The organism is Streptomyces sp. NPDC085596, from assembly GCF_044541565.1.
In the GTDB taxonomy this organism is placed as follows: domain Bacteria; phylum Actinomycetota; class Actinomycetes; order Streptomycetales; family Streptomycetaceae; genus Streptomyces.
Genome location: NZ_JBITTC010000005.1, coordinates 283418 through 299179 on the forward strand (window position 1 = coordinate 283418; position 15762 = coordinate 299179).

15 protein-coding genes are annotated in these 15762 nt (G+C 70.6%); 9 read left to right on the forward strand and 6 right to left on the reverse strand.

The features are described 5' to 3' along the window. Positions 1–8 precede the first annotated feature (8 nt). From ACIGA3_RS17385 to ACIGA3_RS17395, 3 genes are all read left to right on the forward strand, one after another. Positions 9–1835: an acyl-CoA dehydrogenase gene (locus ACIGA3_RS17385; protein ID WP_399716066.1), complete on the forward strand. Its 1827-nt coding sequence runs from the start codon at positions 9–11 to the stop codon at positions 1833–1835. An 85-nt stretch (positions 1836–1920) separates the two neighbouring features. Beyond that, on the forward strand, positions 1921–3231 hold the full coding sequence (locus ACIGA3_RS17390) for a M18 family aminopeptidase (protein ID WP_399716068.1): 1311 nt from the start codon (positions 1921–1923) through the stop codon (positions 3229–3231). Between the two features lie 94 nt (positions 3232–3325). Then, the gene (locus ACIGA3_RS17395; protein ID WP_399716070.1) at positions 3326–3580 is read left to right on the forward strand and encodes a DUF6458 family protein; all 255 of its coding nucleotides are present in this window, start codon (positions 3326–3328) and stop codon (positions 3578–3580) included. 1 nt (position 3581) lies between these two features. On the opposite strand, the gene ACIGA3_RS17400 is transcribed toward ACIGA3_RS17395, so the two are convergent. Both ACIGA3_RS17400 and ACIGA3_RS17405 read right to left on the reverse strand, forming a co-directional pair. Next, on the reverse strand, positions 3582–5438 hold the full coding sequence (locus ACIGA3_RS17400) for an NHL domain-containing thioredoxin family protein (protein ID WP_399716073.1): 1857 nt from the start codon (positions 5436–5438) through the stop codon (positions 3582–3584). A 43-nt stretch (positions 5439–5481) separates the two neighbouring features. Continuing rightward, entirely contained in the window at positions 5482–5877 is a 396-nt protein-coding gene (locus tag ACIGA3_RS17405) for a cupin domain-containing protein (RefSeq protein ID WP_399716075.1), read from the reverse strand. Between the two features lie 51 nt (positions 5878–5928). On the opposite strand from ACIGA3_RS17405, the gene ACIGA3_RS17410 reads away from it, so the two are divergent. Beyond that, entirely contained in the window at positions 5929–6918 is a 990-nt protein-coding gene (locus ACIGA3_RS17410) for a GlxA family transcriptional regulator (RefSeq protein WP_399716078.1), read from the forward strand. A 32-nt stretch (positions 6919–6950) separates the two neighbouring features. Continuing rightward, positions 6951–7445: an LURP-one-related/scramblase family protein gene (locus ACIGA3_RS17415; protein ID WP_399716081.1), complete on the forward strand. Its 495-nt coding sequence runs from the start codon at positions 6951–6953 to the stop codon at positions 7443–7445. A 3-nt stretch (positions 7446–7448) separates the two neighbouring features. Here the strand turns inward: ACIGA3_RS17415 and ACIGA3_RS17420 are convergent, their stop codons facing one another. Continuing rightward, positions 7449–8243: a carbon-nitrogen family hydrolase gene (locus tag ACIGA3_RS17420; protein WP_399716083.1), complete on the reverse strand. Its 795-nt coding sequence runs from the start codon at positions 8241–8243 to the stop codon at positions 7449–7451. Positions 8244–8463: 220 nt separating this feature from the next. Here ACIGA3_RS17420 and ACIGA3_RS17425 point away from each other — a divergent pair, with 220 nt between their 5' ends. Further along, positions 8464–9288, forward strand: a complete 825-nt coding sequence (locus ACIGA3_RS17425) for a maleylpyruvate isomerase family mycothiol-dependent enzyme (protein WP_399716086.1) — start codon at positions 8464–8466, stop codon at positions 9286–9288. A 55-nt stretch (positions 9289–9343) separates the two neighbouring features. Continuing rightward, positions 9344–10114: an SAM-dependent methyltransferase gene (locus tag ACIGA3_RS17430; RefSeq protein ID WP_399716089.1), complete on the forward strand. Its 771-nt coding sequence runs from the start codon at positions 9344–9346 to the stop codon at positions 10112–10114. 16 nt (positions 10115–10130) lie between these two features. Here ACIGA3_RS17430 and ACIGA3_RS17435 read toward each other — a convergent pair whose 3' ends face one another. Then, on the reverse strand, positions 10131–11435 hold the full coding sequence (locus ACIGA3_RS17435) for a nitrate/nitrite transporter (protein WP_399716091.1): 1305 nt from the start codon (positions 11433–11435) through the stop codon (positions 10131–10133). Further along, entirely contained in the window at positions 11432–12082 is a 651-nt protein-coding gene (locus ACIGA3_RS17440) for a GntR family transcriptional regulator (protein ID WP_399716094.1), read from the reverse strand. The genes ACIGA3_RS17435 and ACIGA3_RS17440 overlap by 4 nt, the downstream gene beginning before the upstream one ends. A gap of 212 nt (positions 12083–12294) precedes the next feature. Between ACIGA3_RS17440 and ACIGA3_RS17445 the strand changes: the two genes are divergently transcribed. After that, positions 12295–13191 carry a D-alanyl-D-alanine carboxypeptidase family protein gene (locus ACIGA3_RS17445; RefSeq protein WP_399716096.1) on the forward strand — a complete coding sequence of 299 codons (897 nt, stop codon included), beginning with the start codon at positions 12295–12297 and terminating at the stop codon, positions 13189–13191. A gap of 205 nt (positions 13192–13396) precedes the next feature. Further along, entirely contained in the window at positions 13397–14287 is an 891-nt protein-coding gene (locus ACIGA3_RS17450) for a Bro-N domain-containing protein (protein ID WP_399716098.1), read from the forward strand. A gap of 85 nt (positions 14288–14372) precedes the next feature. Here ACIGA3_RS17450 and ACIGA3_RS17455 read toward each other — a convergent pair whose 3' ends face one another. After that, positions 14373–15752, reverse strand: a complete 1380-nt coding sequence (locus ACIGA3_RS17455; RefSeq protein ID WP_399716101.1) for a dihydrolipoamide acetyltransferase family protein — start codon at positions 15750–15752, stop codon at positions 14373–14375. Positions 15753–15762: the final 10 nt, after the last annotated feature.

A 15762-nucleotide genomic window follows, 5' to 3' on the forward strand; every position in this document is an offset into this window, starting at 1 on the left:
GAGTCACCATGGGGCACTACAAGTCCAACCTCCGCGACATCGAGTTCAACCTCTTCGAAGTCCTCGGCCGCGACAAGCTCTACGGCACCGGCCCGTTCGAGGAGATGGACACCGACACCGCCAAGAGCGTCCTCTCCGAGCTGACCCGCCTCTCGGAGAACGAGCTGGCGGAGTCCTTCGTGGACGCCGACCGCAACCCGCCGGTCTTCGACCCCGAGACGAACACCGCGCCGGTCCCGGCCTCCTTCAAGAAGAGCTACAAAGCCTTCATGGACTCGGAGTACTGGCGGCTCGGCCTGCCCGAGGAGATCGGCGGCACCAACACCCCGCCGTCCCTGATCTGGGCGTACGCGGAGCTGGTGCTCGGCGCCAACCCGGCCATCTGGATGTACTCCTCCGGCCCGGCGTTCGCCCGCATCCTCTTCGAGGAGGGCACCGAGGAGCAGAAGAAGTGGGCGCAGATCGCGGTCGACAAGACCTGGGGCTCCACCATGGTCCTCACCGAGCCGGACGCCGGTTCGGACGTGGGCGCCGGCCGCACCAAGGCGGTCCAGCAGGAGGACGGCTCCTGGCACATCGAGGGCGTGAAGCGCTTCATCACCTCCGGTGAGCACGACATGGAGGAGAACATCCTCCACTACGTCCTCGCCCGCCCCGAGGGTGCCGGCCCCGGCACCAAGGGCCTCTCCCTCTTCCTCGTGCCCAAGTTCCTCTTCGACGGCGAGTCCGGCGAGCTGGGCGAGCGCAACGGCGTCTACGCGACCAACGTCGAGCACAAGATGGGCCTGAAGGCGTCCAACACCTGCGAGATGACGTTCGGCGACCGCCACCCCGCCAAGGGCTGGCTGATCGGCGACAAGCACGACGGCATCCGCCAGATGTTCCGCATCATCGAGTTCGCCCGCATGATGGTCGGCACGAAGGCCATCTCGACCCTGTCGACCGGCTACCTCAACGCGCTGGAGTACGCCAAGGAGCGCGTCCAGGGTCCCGACCTGGCGAACTTCATGGACAAGGCCGCGCCCAAGGTCACCATCACCCACCACCCCGACGTGCGCCGCTCGCTGATGACGCAGAAGGCGTACGCGGAGGGCATGCGCGCCCTCGTCCTGCACACGGCCTCCGTCCAGGACACCATCGCGGTCAAGGAGGCGAACGGTGAGGACACCTCCGCCGACCACGCGCTGAACGACCTGCTCCTGCCGATCGTGAAGGGCTACGGCTCGGAGAAGGGCTACGAGCAGCTCGCCCAGTCGCTCCAGACCTTCGGCGGCTCCGGGTTCCTCCAGGAGTACCCGATCGAGCAGTACATCCGCGACGCCAAGATCGACACCCTCTACGAGGGCACCACCGCGATCCAGGGCCAGGACTTCTTCTTCCGGAAGATCGTCCGCAACCAGGGCGCCGCGCTGAACGGCATCGCCGAGGACATCAAGAAGTTCCTGGCGCTGGCCACCGGCGGCGAGGAGCTGGCGGGCGCCCGCGAGCACCTGGCCAAGGCGGCCGTGGAGCTGGAGGCGATCGTCGGCCTGATGCTGACCGACCTCGCGGCCACCGAGCAGGACGTCAAGAACATCTACAAGGTGGGCCTCAACACCACCCGCCTACTGCTGGCCTCCGGTGACGTGATCGTCGGCTACCTGCTGCTGCGTGGTGCCGCCATCGCCGCCGAGAAGCTGGAGACCGCCTCCGCCAAGGACAAGGCGTTCTACACCGGCAAGATCGCGGCGGCGAAGTTCTTCGCGGCCAACGTCCTGCCCGGCGTCACCCTGGCCCGCAAGATCTCGGCCGATGTCGACCTGGACCTGATGGAGCTGGACGAGGCCGCGTTCTAGTCGCCTCCCCTTCTCCACGACCCCGTCGCGGGCCCGCTCCCTCCTACCGGAGAGCGGGCCCGCGCTCGTCGTTAAGGTAAGCGCCATGAGCGCACCGTCCCGTTTCGACCGCGGCCACACCGACGACCTGATGGCCTTCCTGGCGGCGAGCCCGACGCCGTACCACGCCGTGGCGAACGTCGCCGCGCGGCTGGAGGAGGCGGGCTTCACGCAGGTCACCGAGACCGAGGCGTGGGACACCCCCGCGGGCACCGGCAGCGGCGGCCGGTACGTGCTGCGCGGCGGCGCGGTCATCGCCTGGTACGTCCCCGAGGGCGCCACCCCGCACACCCCGTTCCGGATCATCGGCGCGCACACCGACTCCCCGAACCTCAGGGTCAAGCCCGAGCCGGACAGCGGGGCGCAGGGCTGGCGTCAGGTCGCGGTGGAGATCTACGGCGGCCCGCTGATGAACTCCTGGCTCGACCGCGACCTCGGCCTCGCGGGCCGGCTCACCTTGCGCGACGGCAGCTCGGTCCTGGTCGACATCGACCGCCCGCTGCTGCGGGTGCCGCAGCTCGCCATCCACCTGGACCGGTCGGTCTCCTCGGACGGCCTCAAGCTCGACAAGCAGCGCCACCTCCAGCCCGTGTGGGGCCTCGGGAACGACGTCCGCGAGGGTGACCTGATCGCCTTCCTGGAGGAGGAGGCCGGCCTGGACTCCGGTTCGGTGGCGGGCTGGGACCTCATGACGTACCCCGTCGAGGCACCCGCCTACCTCGGCCGGGACCGCGAGCTGGTCGCCGGGCCCCGGATGGACAACCTGCTGTCCGTGCACGCCGGTACGGCCGCCCTGATCGCCGCCGCGACTTCTGGAGAAACGCTCACCCACATCCCCGTACTCGCCGCCTTCGACCACGAGGAGAACGGCTCCCAGTCCGACACCGGCGCCGACGGCCCGCTCCTCGGCAGTGTCCTGGAGCGCTCGGTGTTCGCACGCGGCGGCAGTTACGAGGACCGGGCGCGTGCCTTCGCGGGCACCGTCTGTCTCTCCTCCGACACCGGCCACGCCGTGCACCCCAACTACGCGGAACGGCACGACCCCACGCACCACCCGCGGATCAACGGCGGCCCGATCCTCAAGGTGAACGTCAACAACCGCTACGCCACGGACGGTTCGGGCCGCGCGGTGTTCGCCGCCGCGTGCGAGCGGGCCGGGGTGCCCTTCCAGACCTTCGTGTCGAACAACTCGATGCCCTGCGGCACCACCATCGGCCCCATCACCGCCGCCCGCCACGGCATCAGCACTGTCGACATCGGCGTGGCGATCCTCTCCATGCACAGCGCACGCGAACTGTGCGGCGCCGAGGACCCGTTCCTTCTCGCAAAAGCCCTGACGGCCTTTCTGGAGGACTAGCCGACCGGTCAGTTGGAGGGCTAGTCGGGCGGATAGGGGGTACCCGCCGAACGGGACCGGAGATTCCGGAACCTCTTAGGGGAGGCGAGATCTCATGGGCCTCGGCGGATGCATCATCCTCATAGCCGTGGGAGCGATCCTCACGTTTGCCACCGACTGGCACATGAGCGGCGTCAACCTCGACCTGGTCGGCATCATCTTCATGGCCACCGGCCTCATCGGCCTGGTGACCTTCAGCGGGATCGCCCGGCGCAGGCGCGTGATGGTGCCGCCGACCACCCCGGTGGTCGAGGAGGAACGCCACCACCACGCCCGCCGGGACGGCTACACCGACGGCTACGGCGCCTGATCTACCGCTCGTCGCCTGCGTCGAGGCCGGCCAGCACCAGCGGCAGGCGGTCCGTCGCGCCCTCGACGAGGCGCAGCGGGACGCCCCAGTCCTGCTGGTGGACGTGGCAGGCCGGGTACTCTCCCCCAGTCTTCGACCGGGAGGTGCCCCCAGCGGGGTCGTCGTCGCAGGACGCGGCCATCGCGGAGACGTGCAGGACGCCCTCGGTGACGGCCGGGTCGAGCTCCAGCTCGCGGCTCAGGTCACTGTCCGCGCCCTCGCCCTTGAGCAGCAGCTCGGGCGGGGTCGCGGAGACCAGCAGCCGGGTCGAGGGGCCGTAGCGCAGGTCCAGCTTCTGGCCCGCCGGGGCCTGGAAGATCACGTCCAGCCGCAGCCGGCCGGGGGCGACCTCGGTGGCCGCGCGCTGCGTGCGGTGGGCGACCGCCTCCACCCGTACCGCCTCCTCCGGCAGCCGCAGCCGGGTCAGCCGGTGGCGGGCGGATTCGACCACCACGATGTCGTCGCCGACGAGCACGGCGTCGCTGGGTTCGCGCAGGTCGGTGGCGAGGGTGGTGACCTCGCCGGTCGCGGGGTCGTAGCGGCGCAGGGCGTGGTTGTAGGTGTCGGCGACGGCGACCGAGCCGTCCGGCAGCGCGGTGACGCCCAGCGGGTGCTGGAGCAGGGCCTGGCCCGCCTCCCCGTCCCGGTGGCCGAAGTCGAACAGACCGGTGCCGACAGCGGTGTGCACCGCGCCGTCGAGGTCCACCCAGCGCAGCGCGGAGGTCTCGGAGTCCGCGAGCCACAGCCGGTCGGCGGTCGCCGCGAGCCCGGAGGGCTGCGCGAACCACGCCTCGGCGCCGGGTCCGTCCACCAGCCCCTCGTTGGTCGTACCGGCCGCGACCTGGACGGTGTCCGCCTCCGGGTCGTACGTCCACAGCTGGTGCACGCCCGCCATGGCGATCCACACGTTGCCGCCGAAGACGGCCACGTCCCACGGTGAGGACAGCTCGACCTCGCGGGCCGCTCCCGAGGTGGGCGCGCCCTGCATCCACTGCTTCCCGGTGCCGGCCAGGGTGGTGACCGCGCCGGAGGCGAGGTCCAGGCGGCGCAGGGCGTGGTTCACGGTGTCGGCGACGACCACGGAGCCGTCACCGAGCAGCGCGAGACCCTGCGGCTCGTTGAACGACGCCTGCGCGGCGGAGCCGTCCGCGAACCCGCGCTCCCCGGAGCCGATCCGGCGTACGACGCTCTCGCCGTCCTCGGCCAGCTCCACCAGCTGGTGCCGGGTGGTGTCGCTGACCAGGAAGTTCCCCGAGGGCAACAGCAGCGCCTTGCCGGGGAAGCGCAGCACGGTCGGCTCCGGCTCCGGCGCCACATAGGGGCCGTCGCCCCGGCGCAGGGTGCCCTTGGCCTCGTGCTCGGCCTCCAGCTCCGTCACCAGCCGCTCGATGGCGTGCACATGCCCCTCACCGGCGTGCTGGGCGACCACGTACCCCTCCGGGTCGATCACCACCAGCGTCGGCCAGGCCCGTACCGCGTACTGCTTCCAGGTGGCCAGCTCCGGGTCGTCCAGTACGGGGTGCTCCACGCCGTACCGCTCGACGGCGTCCACGACCGCCTGGTGCTCCGCCTCGTGCACGAACTTCGGGGAGTGCACACCGACGACGACCACCGTGTCCCCGTGCCGCTCCTCCAGCTCGCGCAGCTCGTCCAGGACGTGCAGGCAGTTGATGCAGCAGAAGGTCCAGAAATCGAGGATGACGATGCGTCCTCGCAGGTCGGCCAGGGTGTACTGCTGATCGCCGGTGTTCAGCCAGCCCCCCTTGCCGACCAGCTCGGGAGCACGGACACGGACACGTCGAGAAGCGGAGTCGTTCATCCTTCAAGGGTGCCACCCGACTCCGCCGGACCGGTCCGGGGGATCAGTCCAGGGTGTGCCCCGTGGTGGCGTCCACATGGTCCGGGACCTCGTCATGTCGGTCGCCCACAGTCAGGGTGCCGGTGGGTTCGAGGAGCAGGATCTCGGTGGGGACGGGGGCGTACGGCTTGTGCTCGGTCCCCCGGGGGACGGTGAAGACCGAGCCCTGGGGCAGGACGACCGTGCGCTCACCGGCCGGTTCGCGCAGCGCGATGTGGAGTTCGCCGGTGAGGACGAGGAAGAACTCGTCGGTGTCGTCGTGCGCGTGCCAGAGATGCTCGCCCTCGACCTTGGCCACGCGGACGTCGTAGTCGTTGACCGACGCGACGATACGGGGGCTCCAACGGTCGGTGAAGGAGGCGAGGACCTGGGGGAGGGAGCGGGGCTCTTCGGTTGCCATGCCTTCATCGTGGGGTGTGTGCGCGGACCACACGAGTGCTAGGAATCGCATATGGCGCAAGAATCCTCGCAGGTGCGACGCACCCATCAGGTCGCCGTCCTGGTGGACGCCGGCACCAACCCGTTCGAGGTCGGCGTCGCCACCGAGCTGTTCGGCCTGCCCCGCCCCGAACTCGGCCTGCCCGCACCGCTGTACGAGGTCACGCTGTGCGCGCCCACCCCCGAGGTGCGGATGAACCACGGCTTCTTCACGCTCAGCGGGGTGGCCGGGCTGGACGCGGTGGACGGCGCGGACACCCTCCTCGTGCCCGGCCGGCCGGACAACGTGGTCCCGCGCGAGGCGGCCGTACTGGACGCGATCCGGCGCACGCACGCGCGGGGCGCCCGCATCGTGAGCTTCTGCACCGGCACCTTCGCGCTCGCCGAGGCCGGGCTGCTCGACGGGCGCCGGGCCACCACGCACTGGAGGTGGGCCGACACCTTCCGGCGACTGCATCCGCGGGTCCTGCTGGAGCCGGACGTGCTCTTCGTCGACGAGGGGGACGTGCTCTCCGCCTCGGGCAGCGCCGCCGCGCTCGACCTCGGGCTGTACCTGTGGCAACGGGATCACGGCGCCGAGATCGCCAACGCGGTCTCCCGGCGCCTGGTCTTCGCCGCCCACCGCGACGGCGGACAACGGCAGTTCGTGGAACGCCCGCTGCCCGAGGTCCCCGACGACTCCCTCGGCCCGCTGCTGGCCTGGGCGCAGGAGCGGCTCGGGGAACCGATCACGGTGGCCGGCCTCGCCGCCCGCGCGGCCGTCTCCCCCGCCACCCTGCACCGCCGCTTCCGCGACCGCCTCGGCACCACCCCGCTGGCCTGGCTCACCGGTGAACGGGTGGCCCTGGCCTGCCGCCTGATCGAGCGTGGGGAAACCCGGCTGGAAGTGGTCGCCGCCCGCTGCGGGCTGGGCACCGCGGCCAACCTGCGGGCGCGGCTGCGCCGGGAGACCGGACTGAGCCCCTCCGACTACCGGAAACGGTTCGGGCCCGCCGCCCGGTGAGGAACGCCTCCCGCCGGGGAAGCGCTTCAGACATGAGATTCCTCGTGCGCGACCGTCTGCTGGGTATCGGCGACGACTACTGGATCGAGGACGAGAGCGGCCGCAAGGTCTTCCTCGTCGACGGCAAGGCCATGCGGCTGCGGGACACCTTCGAGCTGAAGGACACCGACGGCAACGTCCTGATCGACATCCACAAGAAGATGTTCGCCCTGCGCGACACCATGGCCATCCAGCGGGACGGCGAGGATCTGGCCACCGTCCGGCGCAAACACCTCTCCCTGCTGCGCAACCACTACCGCGTCCACCTGGTCGACGGCACCGAACTCGACATCAGCGGCAAGATCCTCGACCGCGAGTTCGCCGTGGAGTACGAGGGCGAACTCCTCGCCGTCATCTCCCGCCGCTGGCTCACCGTCCGCGACACCTACGGCGTAGACGTCGTGCGCGACGACGCCGACCCGACCCTGCTCATCGCGGTGGCGGTGTGTGTGATCCACCTGGCGGAGAAGGAGCGGGAGGACGACTGAGGCTCAGTGGCGGGGCGGGTCCAGGCCGAGGACACGGTCCTTCAGGGCGGGGAACTGCTCACGGGTCGCCGGGACCCTCGCCGGGTCGAACTCGACGGTGAGGACCTCCTCGTCCGGGCCCGCCTCCGCCAGGACCTCGCCCCAGGGGTCCACCACGATCGAGTGACCCGCCTGGGGAACTCCGGCGTGCGTACCGGCCGTTCCACACGCGAGGACGAACGCCTGGTTCTCGACCGCCCGGGCCTGGGCCAGCAGCGTCCAGTGGGCGCGGCGGCGCTCGGGCCAGCCCGCGGAGACGACCAGGGTCTCGGCGCCGGCGTCGGTGAGGGTGCGGAAGAGTTCGGGGAAGCGGAGGTCGTAGCAGGTGGCGAGGCCGAGGGTGGTCTCCGGCAGGCGGACGGTGACGGGTTCGCGCCCGGCGCCCATCAGCACGGCCTCGCCCTGGTCGAAGCCGAAGCGGTGGATCTTCCGGTAGGACGCGGCGAGTTCACCGGAGGGGGAGAAGACGAGGGCGGTGTTGTAGAGGGTGCCGTCGGGGTCCCGCTCCGGGACGGACCCGGCGTGCAGCCAGACACCCGCGTCCTTCGCCGCCTCGGCCATCGCCTCGTGGGTGGGCCCCTCCAGCGGCTCGGCCTCGGCGGCGAACGTGTCGTAGGCGAAGGCCCCGGTGGTCCACAGCTCGGGCAGGATCACGAGGTCGGCGCCCGCCTGGGCCCGTACGAGTTCCGCCGTGCGCGAGCGCCGCCCGGCCACGGATTCGCCCTCGTCCACACGGATCTGGATCAGCGAGGCGCGCACACTACCACCGTCCTGGCATTCGAGTCGTTCCCACGGGCCTACGATCGTCACACGAAAGCACTGCCGGGGCGTATCGGAGCAGCGTAACTTGGGGGTCCCCCCTGCTCGGGCTGAGCCGAGAGCGCGGGGGAGTGTCCAGACACCCGCCGAGTGCAGCCGCCGTCCGCCGGCAAAGCCGCCGATTCTGCCCGTGTAACGACCGCCGAGGGGTCCTGTTCCTGTGAGTCTGCATCCCACCCTCCAGCCCTACGCCGACGCCTGGACCCACTCGATCGACGCGATATCCGAGCTGGTGAATCCGCTGGCCGAGGGTGAGTGGAACCGGCGTACGCCGTGCCCCGGCTGGTCGGTGCGGGACGTGGTCTCGCATGTCATCGGCCTGGACTGCGAGATGCTCGGCGACCCCCGGCCCATCCACACGCTGCCCAGCGACCTCTTCCATGTCACCAACGAGGGCCAGCGGTACATGGAGATGCAGGTCGACGTCCGCCGCCACCACACGGCGCCGGAGATGACGTCGGAGCTGGAGTACACGGTCATCCGCCGCAACCGCCAGCTGCGCAACGAGTCCCGCGAGCCCGGCACCCTGGTGCGGGGTCCGATGGGCAGGGAGATCACCCTCGAACTCGCCATGCGGATGCGGGCGTTCGACGTGTGGGTGCACGAGCAGGATCTGCGTACCGCCCTCGGCCGCCCCGGCAACCTCGACTCGCCCGGCGCGCTCGTCACCCGCGATCTGCTGCTGGCCGGGCTGCCCAAGGTGGTCGCCAAGAAGGCCGGGGCACCGCGCAGTTCGGCGATCGTCTTCGAAGTGCACGGGCCGGTGGAGTTCCTGCGCACGATCCGCGTCGACATCCAGGGCCGGGGCACGCTGGAGACGGCACCCGCGCTCGGGCCCGCCGCGGCCTTCACCCTCGACTGGGAGACGTACTTCCGGCTGGCCTGCGGCCGGATCAGCCCGGAGGCGGCGGGCGACCGCGTCAAGACCGAGGGCGACCCGGAACTGACGGCGGCGATCCTGCGGAACTTCACCGTCACGCCCTGACGCGGGCCCTCTTAATCGGGTGCCGGTTGTCCGCCGCGCCGTTAGCGTGCCCGGCATGACCACGGACACCGCGCAGGACACCCGGCCGCCCCGGCTGAGCCGGCTCACCTTCCACGGCCCGCTCTCCGAAGCCCGCGCGGGTGCGCTCGTCGCCCGCCTCGCCATGACCCGCCCCCGCACCGTGCTCGACATCGGCTGTGGCTGGGGCGAGCTGCTGCTGCGGGTGCTGGACGCGGTCCCGGAGGCGCGGGGCACGGGTGTCGACGTCAACGAGGAGGACCTCGCGCGCGGGCGCCGCGACGCGCAGGAGCGGGGGCTCGCCGGGCGGGTGGACTTCCTGGCGGAGTCCGCGCGGGGCACCGGGCGCGGGCCCGCCGACCTGGTCCTGTGCCTGGGCGCGAGCCAGGCGCTGAGCGAGGCCGATCCGCCCACGGCGGAGGCGCTGCGCTCGCTGCGGCGGCTGGTGTCCGACGGCGGCCGGGTCCTGCTCGGCGAGGGCTTCTGGGAGCGGACGCCCACAAAGGCCGAGCTGGCGGGCATGTGGCCGGGCGCCGGTGAGGCCGACCACGTCAGCCTGGCCGAACTCCTCGACCTCGCCGTCGCGGCGGGCTTCCGCCCCGAGTGGACGGAAACGGCGGCCCTCGGGGAGTGGGAGGACTTCGAGTCGGCCTACCAGGCCGACCAGGAGGTCTGGCTCGCCGGACACCCGGACCACCCGGAGGCCACCGAGATCCGCGAACGCCTCGACCGGCACCGGGGTCAGTGGATGAGCTACCGGGGGGGGCTGGGGATGGCCTACCTCACCCTCGTACCGGTCCTCCGCTGAACGCCGGTCACGCCGGTCACGCCGCGGGTACGTGCACCGTCTCCACCCTGCTCGCCACCAGCCGTTCCCGCTCGCGGCGGACCGCGCGGCCGCGCAGGCGGAGGATCTGGCTGAGGCCGAGGGCCTGGAGGACGAAGACCGCGCAGAACGCCACGGAATAGTCGTCGCCGGTGGCGTCCAGCAGGACACCGACCGCGAAGAGCGTGGTCATCGAGGCGATGAAGCCGCCCATGTTGGTGATGCCGGAGGCGGTGCCCTGCCGCTCGGGCGGGTTGGCGGGGCGGGCGAAGTCGAAGCCGAGCATCGAGGCCGGACCGCACGCGCCGAGCACCACGCACAGCACCAGCAGCAGCGCCATCGGCGCGTGCTCGCCCGGCCAGGCGAGGGTCAGCGCCCACATCAGGGCCGTCGCGGCGACCGTACCGAGGGCCAGCGGCAGCCGGGCCGCGTGGTGCCGGGCGACGACCTGGCCGTAGACCAGCCCGACCACCATGTTGGACAGCACGACCAGGGTGAGCAGCTCACCCGCGGTGGCCCGGCTGAGCCCCTGCGCCTGCACCAGGAACGGCAGCCCCCACAGCAGCAGGAAGACCATCGCCGGGAACTGGGTGGTGAAGTGCACCCACATGCCCAGCCGGGTACCGGGCTCCCGCCACGCCTCCGCTATCTGCCGGCGCACATACGCGGCGCCCTGGTGCGGGAAGGGCGCCGGCTCGTGCCCCTCGGGGTGGTCCTTGAGGAACAGCAGCGTCAGCACCAGCACGACCACACCCGCGAGCGCGCTGCCCGCGAACGCCGGGGTCCAGCCGAGCCCGTGCAGCAGCCGGGCCAGCACCAGGGTGGAGACGAGGTTGCCCGCCATGCCGACCAGCCCCGCGAGCTGGGCCACGAACGGCCCGCGCCGGGCCGGGAACCAGCGCGTACCGAGCCGCAGCACGCTGATGAACGTCATCGCGTCACCGCAGCCCAGCAGCGCGCGCGAGGCGAGGGCCGTGCCGTACGACGGGGAGAAGGCGAAACCCAGCTGCCCGGCGGTGAACAGCACCGCGCCGATACACAGCACCTTCTTCGTGCCGAGCCGGTCGACCAGCAGGCCGACGGGTATCTGCATGCCCGCGTACACGAGCAGTTGGAGGATCGAGAACGTCGACAGGGCCGAGGCGTTCACCTGGAAGCGGTCGGCCGCGTCCAGGCCGGCCACGCCGAGCGAGGTGCGGAAGATGACGGCGACGAAGTAGACCGCGACACCTATGGACCACACGGCGACGGCGCGACGGCCGCCCGGAGGGTCACCCGGCAGGGTGGTGGTGGCCCGGCTCATCGGACCTCTCCGCGCGCCAGCTCGGAGAACCAGCCGACGTGCCGGTGCACGACCCCTACCGCCGCCTCCGTGTCCCCGGCGCGCAGCGCGTCCAGGATCTCGGCGTGCTCGGCGAGGGTCTTGGCGATCCGGTCGGGGTGCGAGTGCATCACGGCGACGCCCATCCGCAGCTGGCGGTCGCGCAGCTGGTCGTAGAGGCGGGACAGGATCTCGTTGCCTCCGCTGCGCACGATCTCGGCGTGGAAGCAGCGGTCGGTGACGGCGGCGGCGGCGAAGTCGCCCGCCGCGGCCTGCTCCCGCTGCCGCTGGAGCAGCTCGGCGAGCCGGTCCAGCAGGGCGGGCGGCGCGGGGACGGCCTTACGGGCGGCGTGCTCCTCGACCAGCAGCCGGGTCTCCACCACATCGGCGATCTCCTGCGCGGAGACCGGCAGCACCAGCGCGCCCTTCTTCGGGTACAGCCGGATCAGCCCCTCGGCCTCCAGCCGCAGCAGCGCCTCGCGGACGGGGGTCCGCGAGACACCCACCGCCTCGGCCAGCTCGCCCTCGGTGAGCAGGGTTCCGCCCTGGTACCGGCGGTCGAGCACGCCCTGCTTGACGTGGGTGTAGACGCGATCGGCGGCGGGTGGCTGCCTGGTGGCCGTTTGCATGCCCACAGGATAGATACAACATGCACGCAGGGCACAGTGCGGTCCAGCATGCGGACCTGGGTGAGGGGGCGTCAGCGGAGCGCCGGAAAATTCCTTCCGACGGAGTGCAACCATGAGGGCCGTTCACCTGTCCCACACGTGCGGCCCTCCTTTCAGGGCACCTCAACTAGGCCGCATTTAAAGGGCATTCCAGACAATCGAGGTATTTCGCTTTGATTACCGGCATCAAGGGCACCTCCCTCCGCAGGGCCGCCGCAGTCGCCGTCGCGTCCGGCGCGCTGCTCACCACCACCGCCCTCACCGCAGCGCCCGCGCAGGCCGCCGCCGCGCCGTCGATCGTGGCCGCGGGCGGCTACGTGATGAACAACTCGACCGGTGCGTCGCTGTTCACCAAGGCCGCGGACACCAAGCGCTCCACGGGCTCCACGACCAAGATCATGACCGCGAAGGTCGTGCTCGCGCAGCCGAACCTGAACCTGGACACCAAGGTCACGATCCCGAAGGGCGCCAGCGACTACATCGTCGCCAACAACGCCTCCTCGGCCGGCCTGATCGTCGGCGACAAGGTCACCGTCCGCCAGCTCCTCTACGGGCTGATGCTGCCGTCCGGCTGCGACGCCGCGTACGTCCTCGCGGACAAGTACGGCACGGGCAGCACGCACACCGCGCGTGTGAACTCCTTCCTCGGCAAGATGAACTCCGCCGCGAAGAGCCTCGGCCTGAAGAACACGCACTTCGATTCCTTCGACGGCATCGGCAAGGGCTCGAACTACTCGACCCCGCGCGATCTGACGAAGATCGCCAGCAGCGCGATGAAGAGCGCCAACTTCCGCGCGATCGTCAAGACCAAGTCGTACACGGCGAAGACGGTCACCAAGACCGGCAGCACGCGCACGATGAAGGCGTGGACCAACACCAACACGCTGCTGAGCAGCTACAGCGGCACCATCGGCGTCAAGACCGGCTCCGGCCCCGAGGCCAAGTACTGCCTGGTCTTCGCCGCCACCCGCAACGGCAAGACGGTCATCGGCACGGTCCTCGCGTCGTCCTCCGTCACCCAGCGCGGCACGGACGCGACGAAGCTCCTGAACTACGGCTTCACCAAGTAAGCCCGCAGCGCTTCAGGGCCCGCTCCTACGGATCACTCCGTGGGAGCGGGCCCTTTACGTTGCACCAACTCGCCCTCCCTATAACGGGATAGCCAGCACGAAGTCAGCGGAACAAACAACCTTCCCTCGCAATCGTGAACATCCCAGCCATCAACTGGCATATGCCTTTTGCCGGGCTCTACGTTCCACCGCGGAGGTGGTTCATATGAACGAGGCGATCGACATCAGCGACTTCGTCTACGCGGCGACCGGGGACCGCGTGCGGAGGCTGACGATGCCGGACGGGACACACTGGTTCCCGGCGGTGGATGTGTGCCGGAAGCTCGGTCACAGCAACACCAGCAAGGCACTCTCGGACCATGTGCCGGACGCTCATCGAGAGATGATTGAGACCCTAACTGGAGGTTACACTCTCAGCGTTCCCGCAGGTCGGGAGTGGCGCCGAGACATGAATCTGATCGACCTCCAGGGCCTGATCCTCCTCGTCAACGCCTGCACCAAGCCCGCCTGCGCGCCCTTCAAGCAGTGGGTCGCCCAGGTGATCGAGACGGTCCAGCGGGAGGGGTTCTACGCGCTGGATGAGGCCGAGGTACAGCCGGTCGGCCCGGGCGCCCCCATCGCTTACGCCATGCCGGAACAGGTCGCGGAGGCCATCGTCCGGCTGGAGGCGCACAACCTGAAGCTGGACGAGGAGTTGGCGGACGCACAGCGTCAATCGCTGGCGCTGCAACGGGAGATGTTGACGGCACAGACGGCCATGGCCCAGGCGATGGTGCGTATCGCGGACCGGATCGAGGGGCTGGCCCTCCGTCCCGCCGCTCCCTCCGGAGGCCCCGCCACCACCGCCTCCGTACTGGCCGGCTGGCGTGAGCGCCTGTCCGTGACGGAGGACGTCTGGACGGTGGCCGTGGTCATCGCACCGGTGCTCGTGGAGAAGGGCGAGCTGCGTGAGCCGCTCGAGTCGATCGCGTCCCGCACCGGACTGACCGTGCGCCGGGTCAATGAATGCTTGCGGATGCTGCGTCGGCACGCCTGCATTCGGTCGCGGGGCGGAGCCGAGGACGGGGCGCCGGTTTATGTGCTCAACACCGTTTGAGTAAGCGCGTGGGAGACGAACGAGAAATGCTGAGACCGTAACTGGAGGTTACGGTCTCAGCATTTCCGCAGGTGGAAAGGGCCTTCTACGCCCAGGTGATCAACCGCTTCGGCTGTTCCAGAATTGCCGCGACATCCGCCAGAACCTTGGAGCCGAGTTCGCCGTCGACCAGGCGGTGGTCGAAGCTGAGGGCGAGGGTGGTCACCTGGCGGGGCTTGACCTTGCCCTTGTGGACCCAGGGCTGGAGCTTGATCGCGCCGACGGCGAGGATCGCGGACTCGCCGGGGTTGAGGATCGGGGTGCCGGTGTCGACGCCGAAGACGCCGACGTTGGTGATGGTCACCGTGCCGCCCTGCATCGCCGCCGGGGACGTCTTGCCCTCGCGGGCGGTGGTCACCAGCTCGCCCAGCGCCGCGGACAACTGCGGGAGCGTCTTGTCCTGCGCGTCCTTGATGTTGGGGACGATCAGCCCGCGCGGAGTCGCGGCCGCGATGCCCAGGTTGACGTAGTGCTTGAGCACGATCTCCTGGGCGGCCTCGTCCCAGGACGCGTTGACCTCGGGGTTACGCTTGATGGCGACCAGCAGGGCCTTGGCGATCAGCAGCAGCGGGTTCACCCGCAGCCCCTGGAACTCCTTGTCCTGCTTCAGCTCTTCGACCAGCTTCATCGTCCGCGTCACGTCCACCGTCACGAACTCCGTGACATGCGGCGCCGTGAACGCCGAGCCGATCATCGCCTGCGCGGTCGCCTTGCGGACACCCTTGACCGGGATACGGGTCTCACGCGCGGAGTCGTACACCGCCACGGCGGGCGCGGGAACCGGGGCCGGGGTCTCGGCCACGGGCTCCGGCGGGGCCACCGCCGCGTGCACGTCCTCGCGGGTGATGATGCCGTCCGGCCCGGACGGGGTGACCAGGGTCAGGTCGACGCCCAGGTCCTTGGCCAGCTTGCGCACCGGCGGCTTGGCCAGCGGGCGCTCCTTCACGGGCGCGGCCGCACCGTGCCCGTTCAGCTCGGCCTGCACCGCCTGGGCGACGGCGGCCACCGGCACCTCGGGGCCCTTGCGGGGGCGCCGCTTGGTGGAGGAGGCGGCCACGCCGTACCCCACCAGCACCGGTGTGCGGCCCTGGGGCTCGGCCTCCTCGGGCTCGGCCGGAGCGGCCTCGGCGGGAGCGGCCGCCGGCGCGGGCTCGGGAGCCGCACCGCCCGACACGTCCACCGCGATGATCGACGTACCCACGTCGACCGTCGTGCCCTCGGCGAAGCGCAGCTCGCGCACCACCCCGTCGTAGGGGATGGGGAGTTCGACGGCCGCCTTGGCGGTCTCGACCTCGCACACCACCTGGCCGTCGGTGACCGTGTCCCCGACCTGCACGTACCACTTGAGAATCTCTGCCTCGGTGAGCCCCTCGCCCACGTCCGGCATCTTGAACTCGCGCACGGAAGCTTCCGTCATCGTCGTCACGAAACCTTCC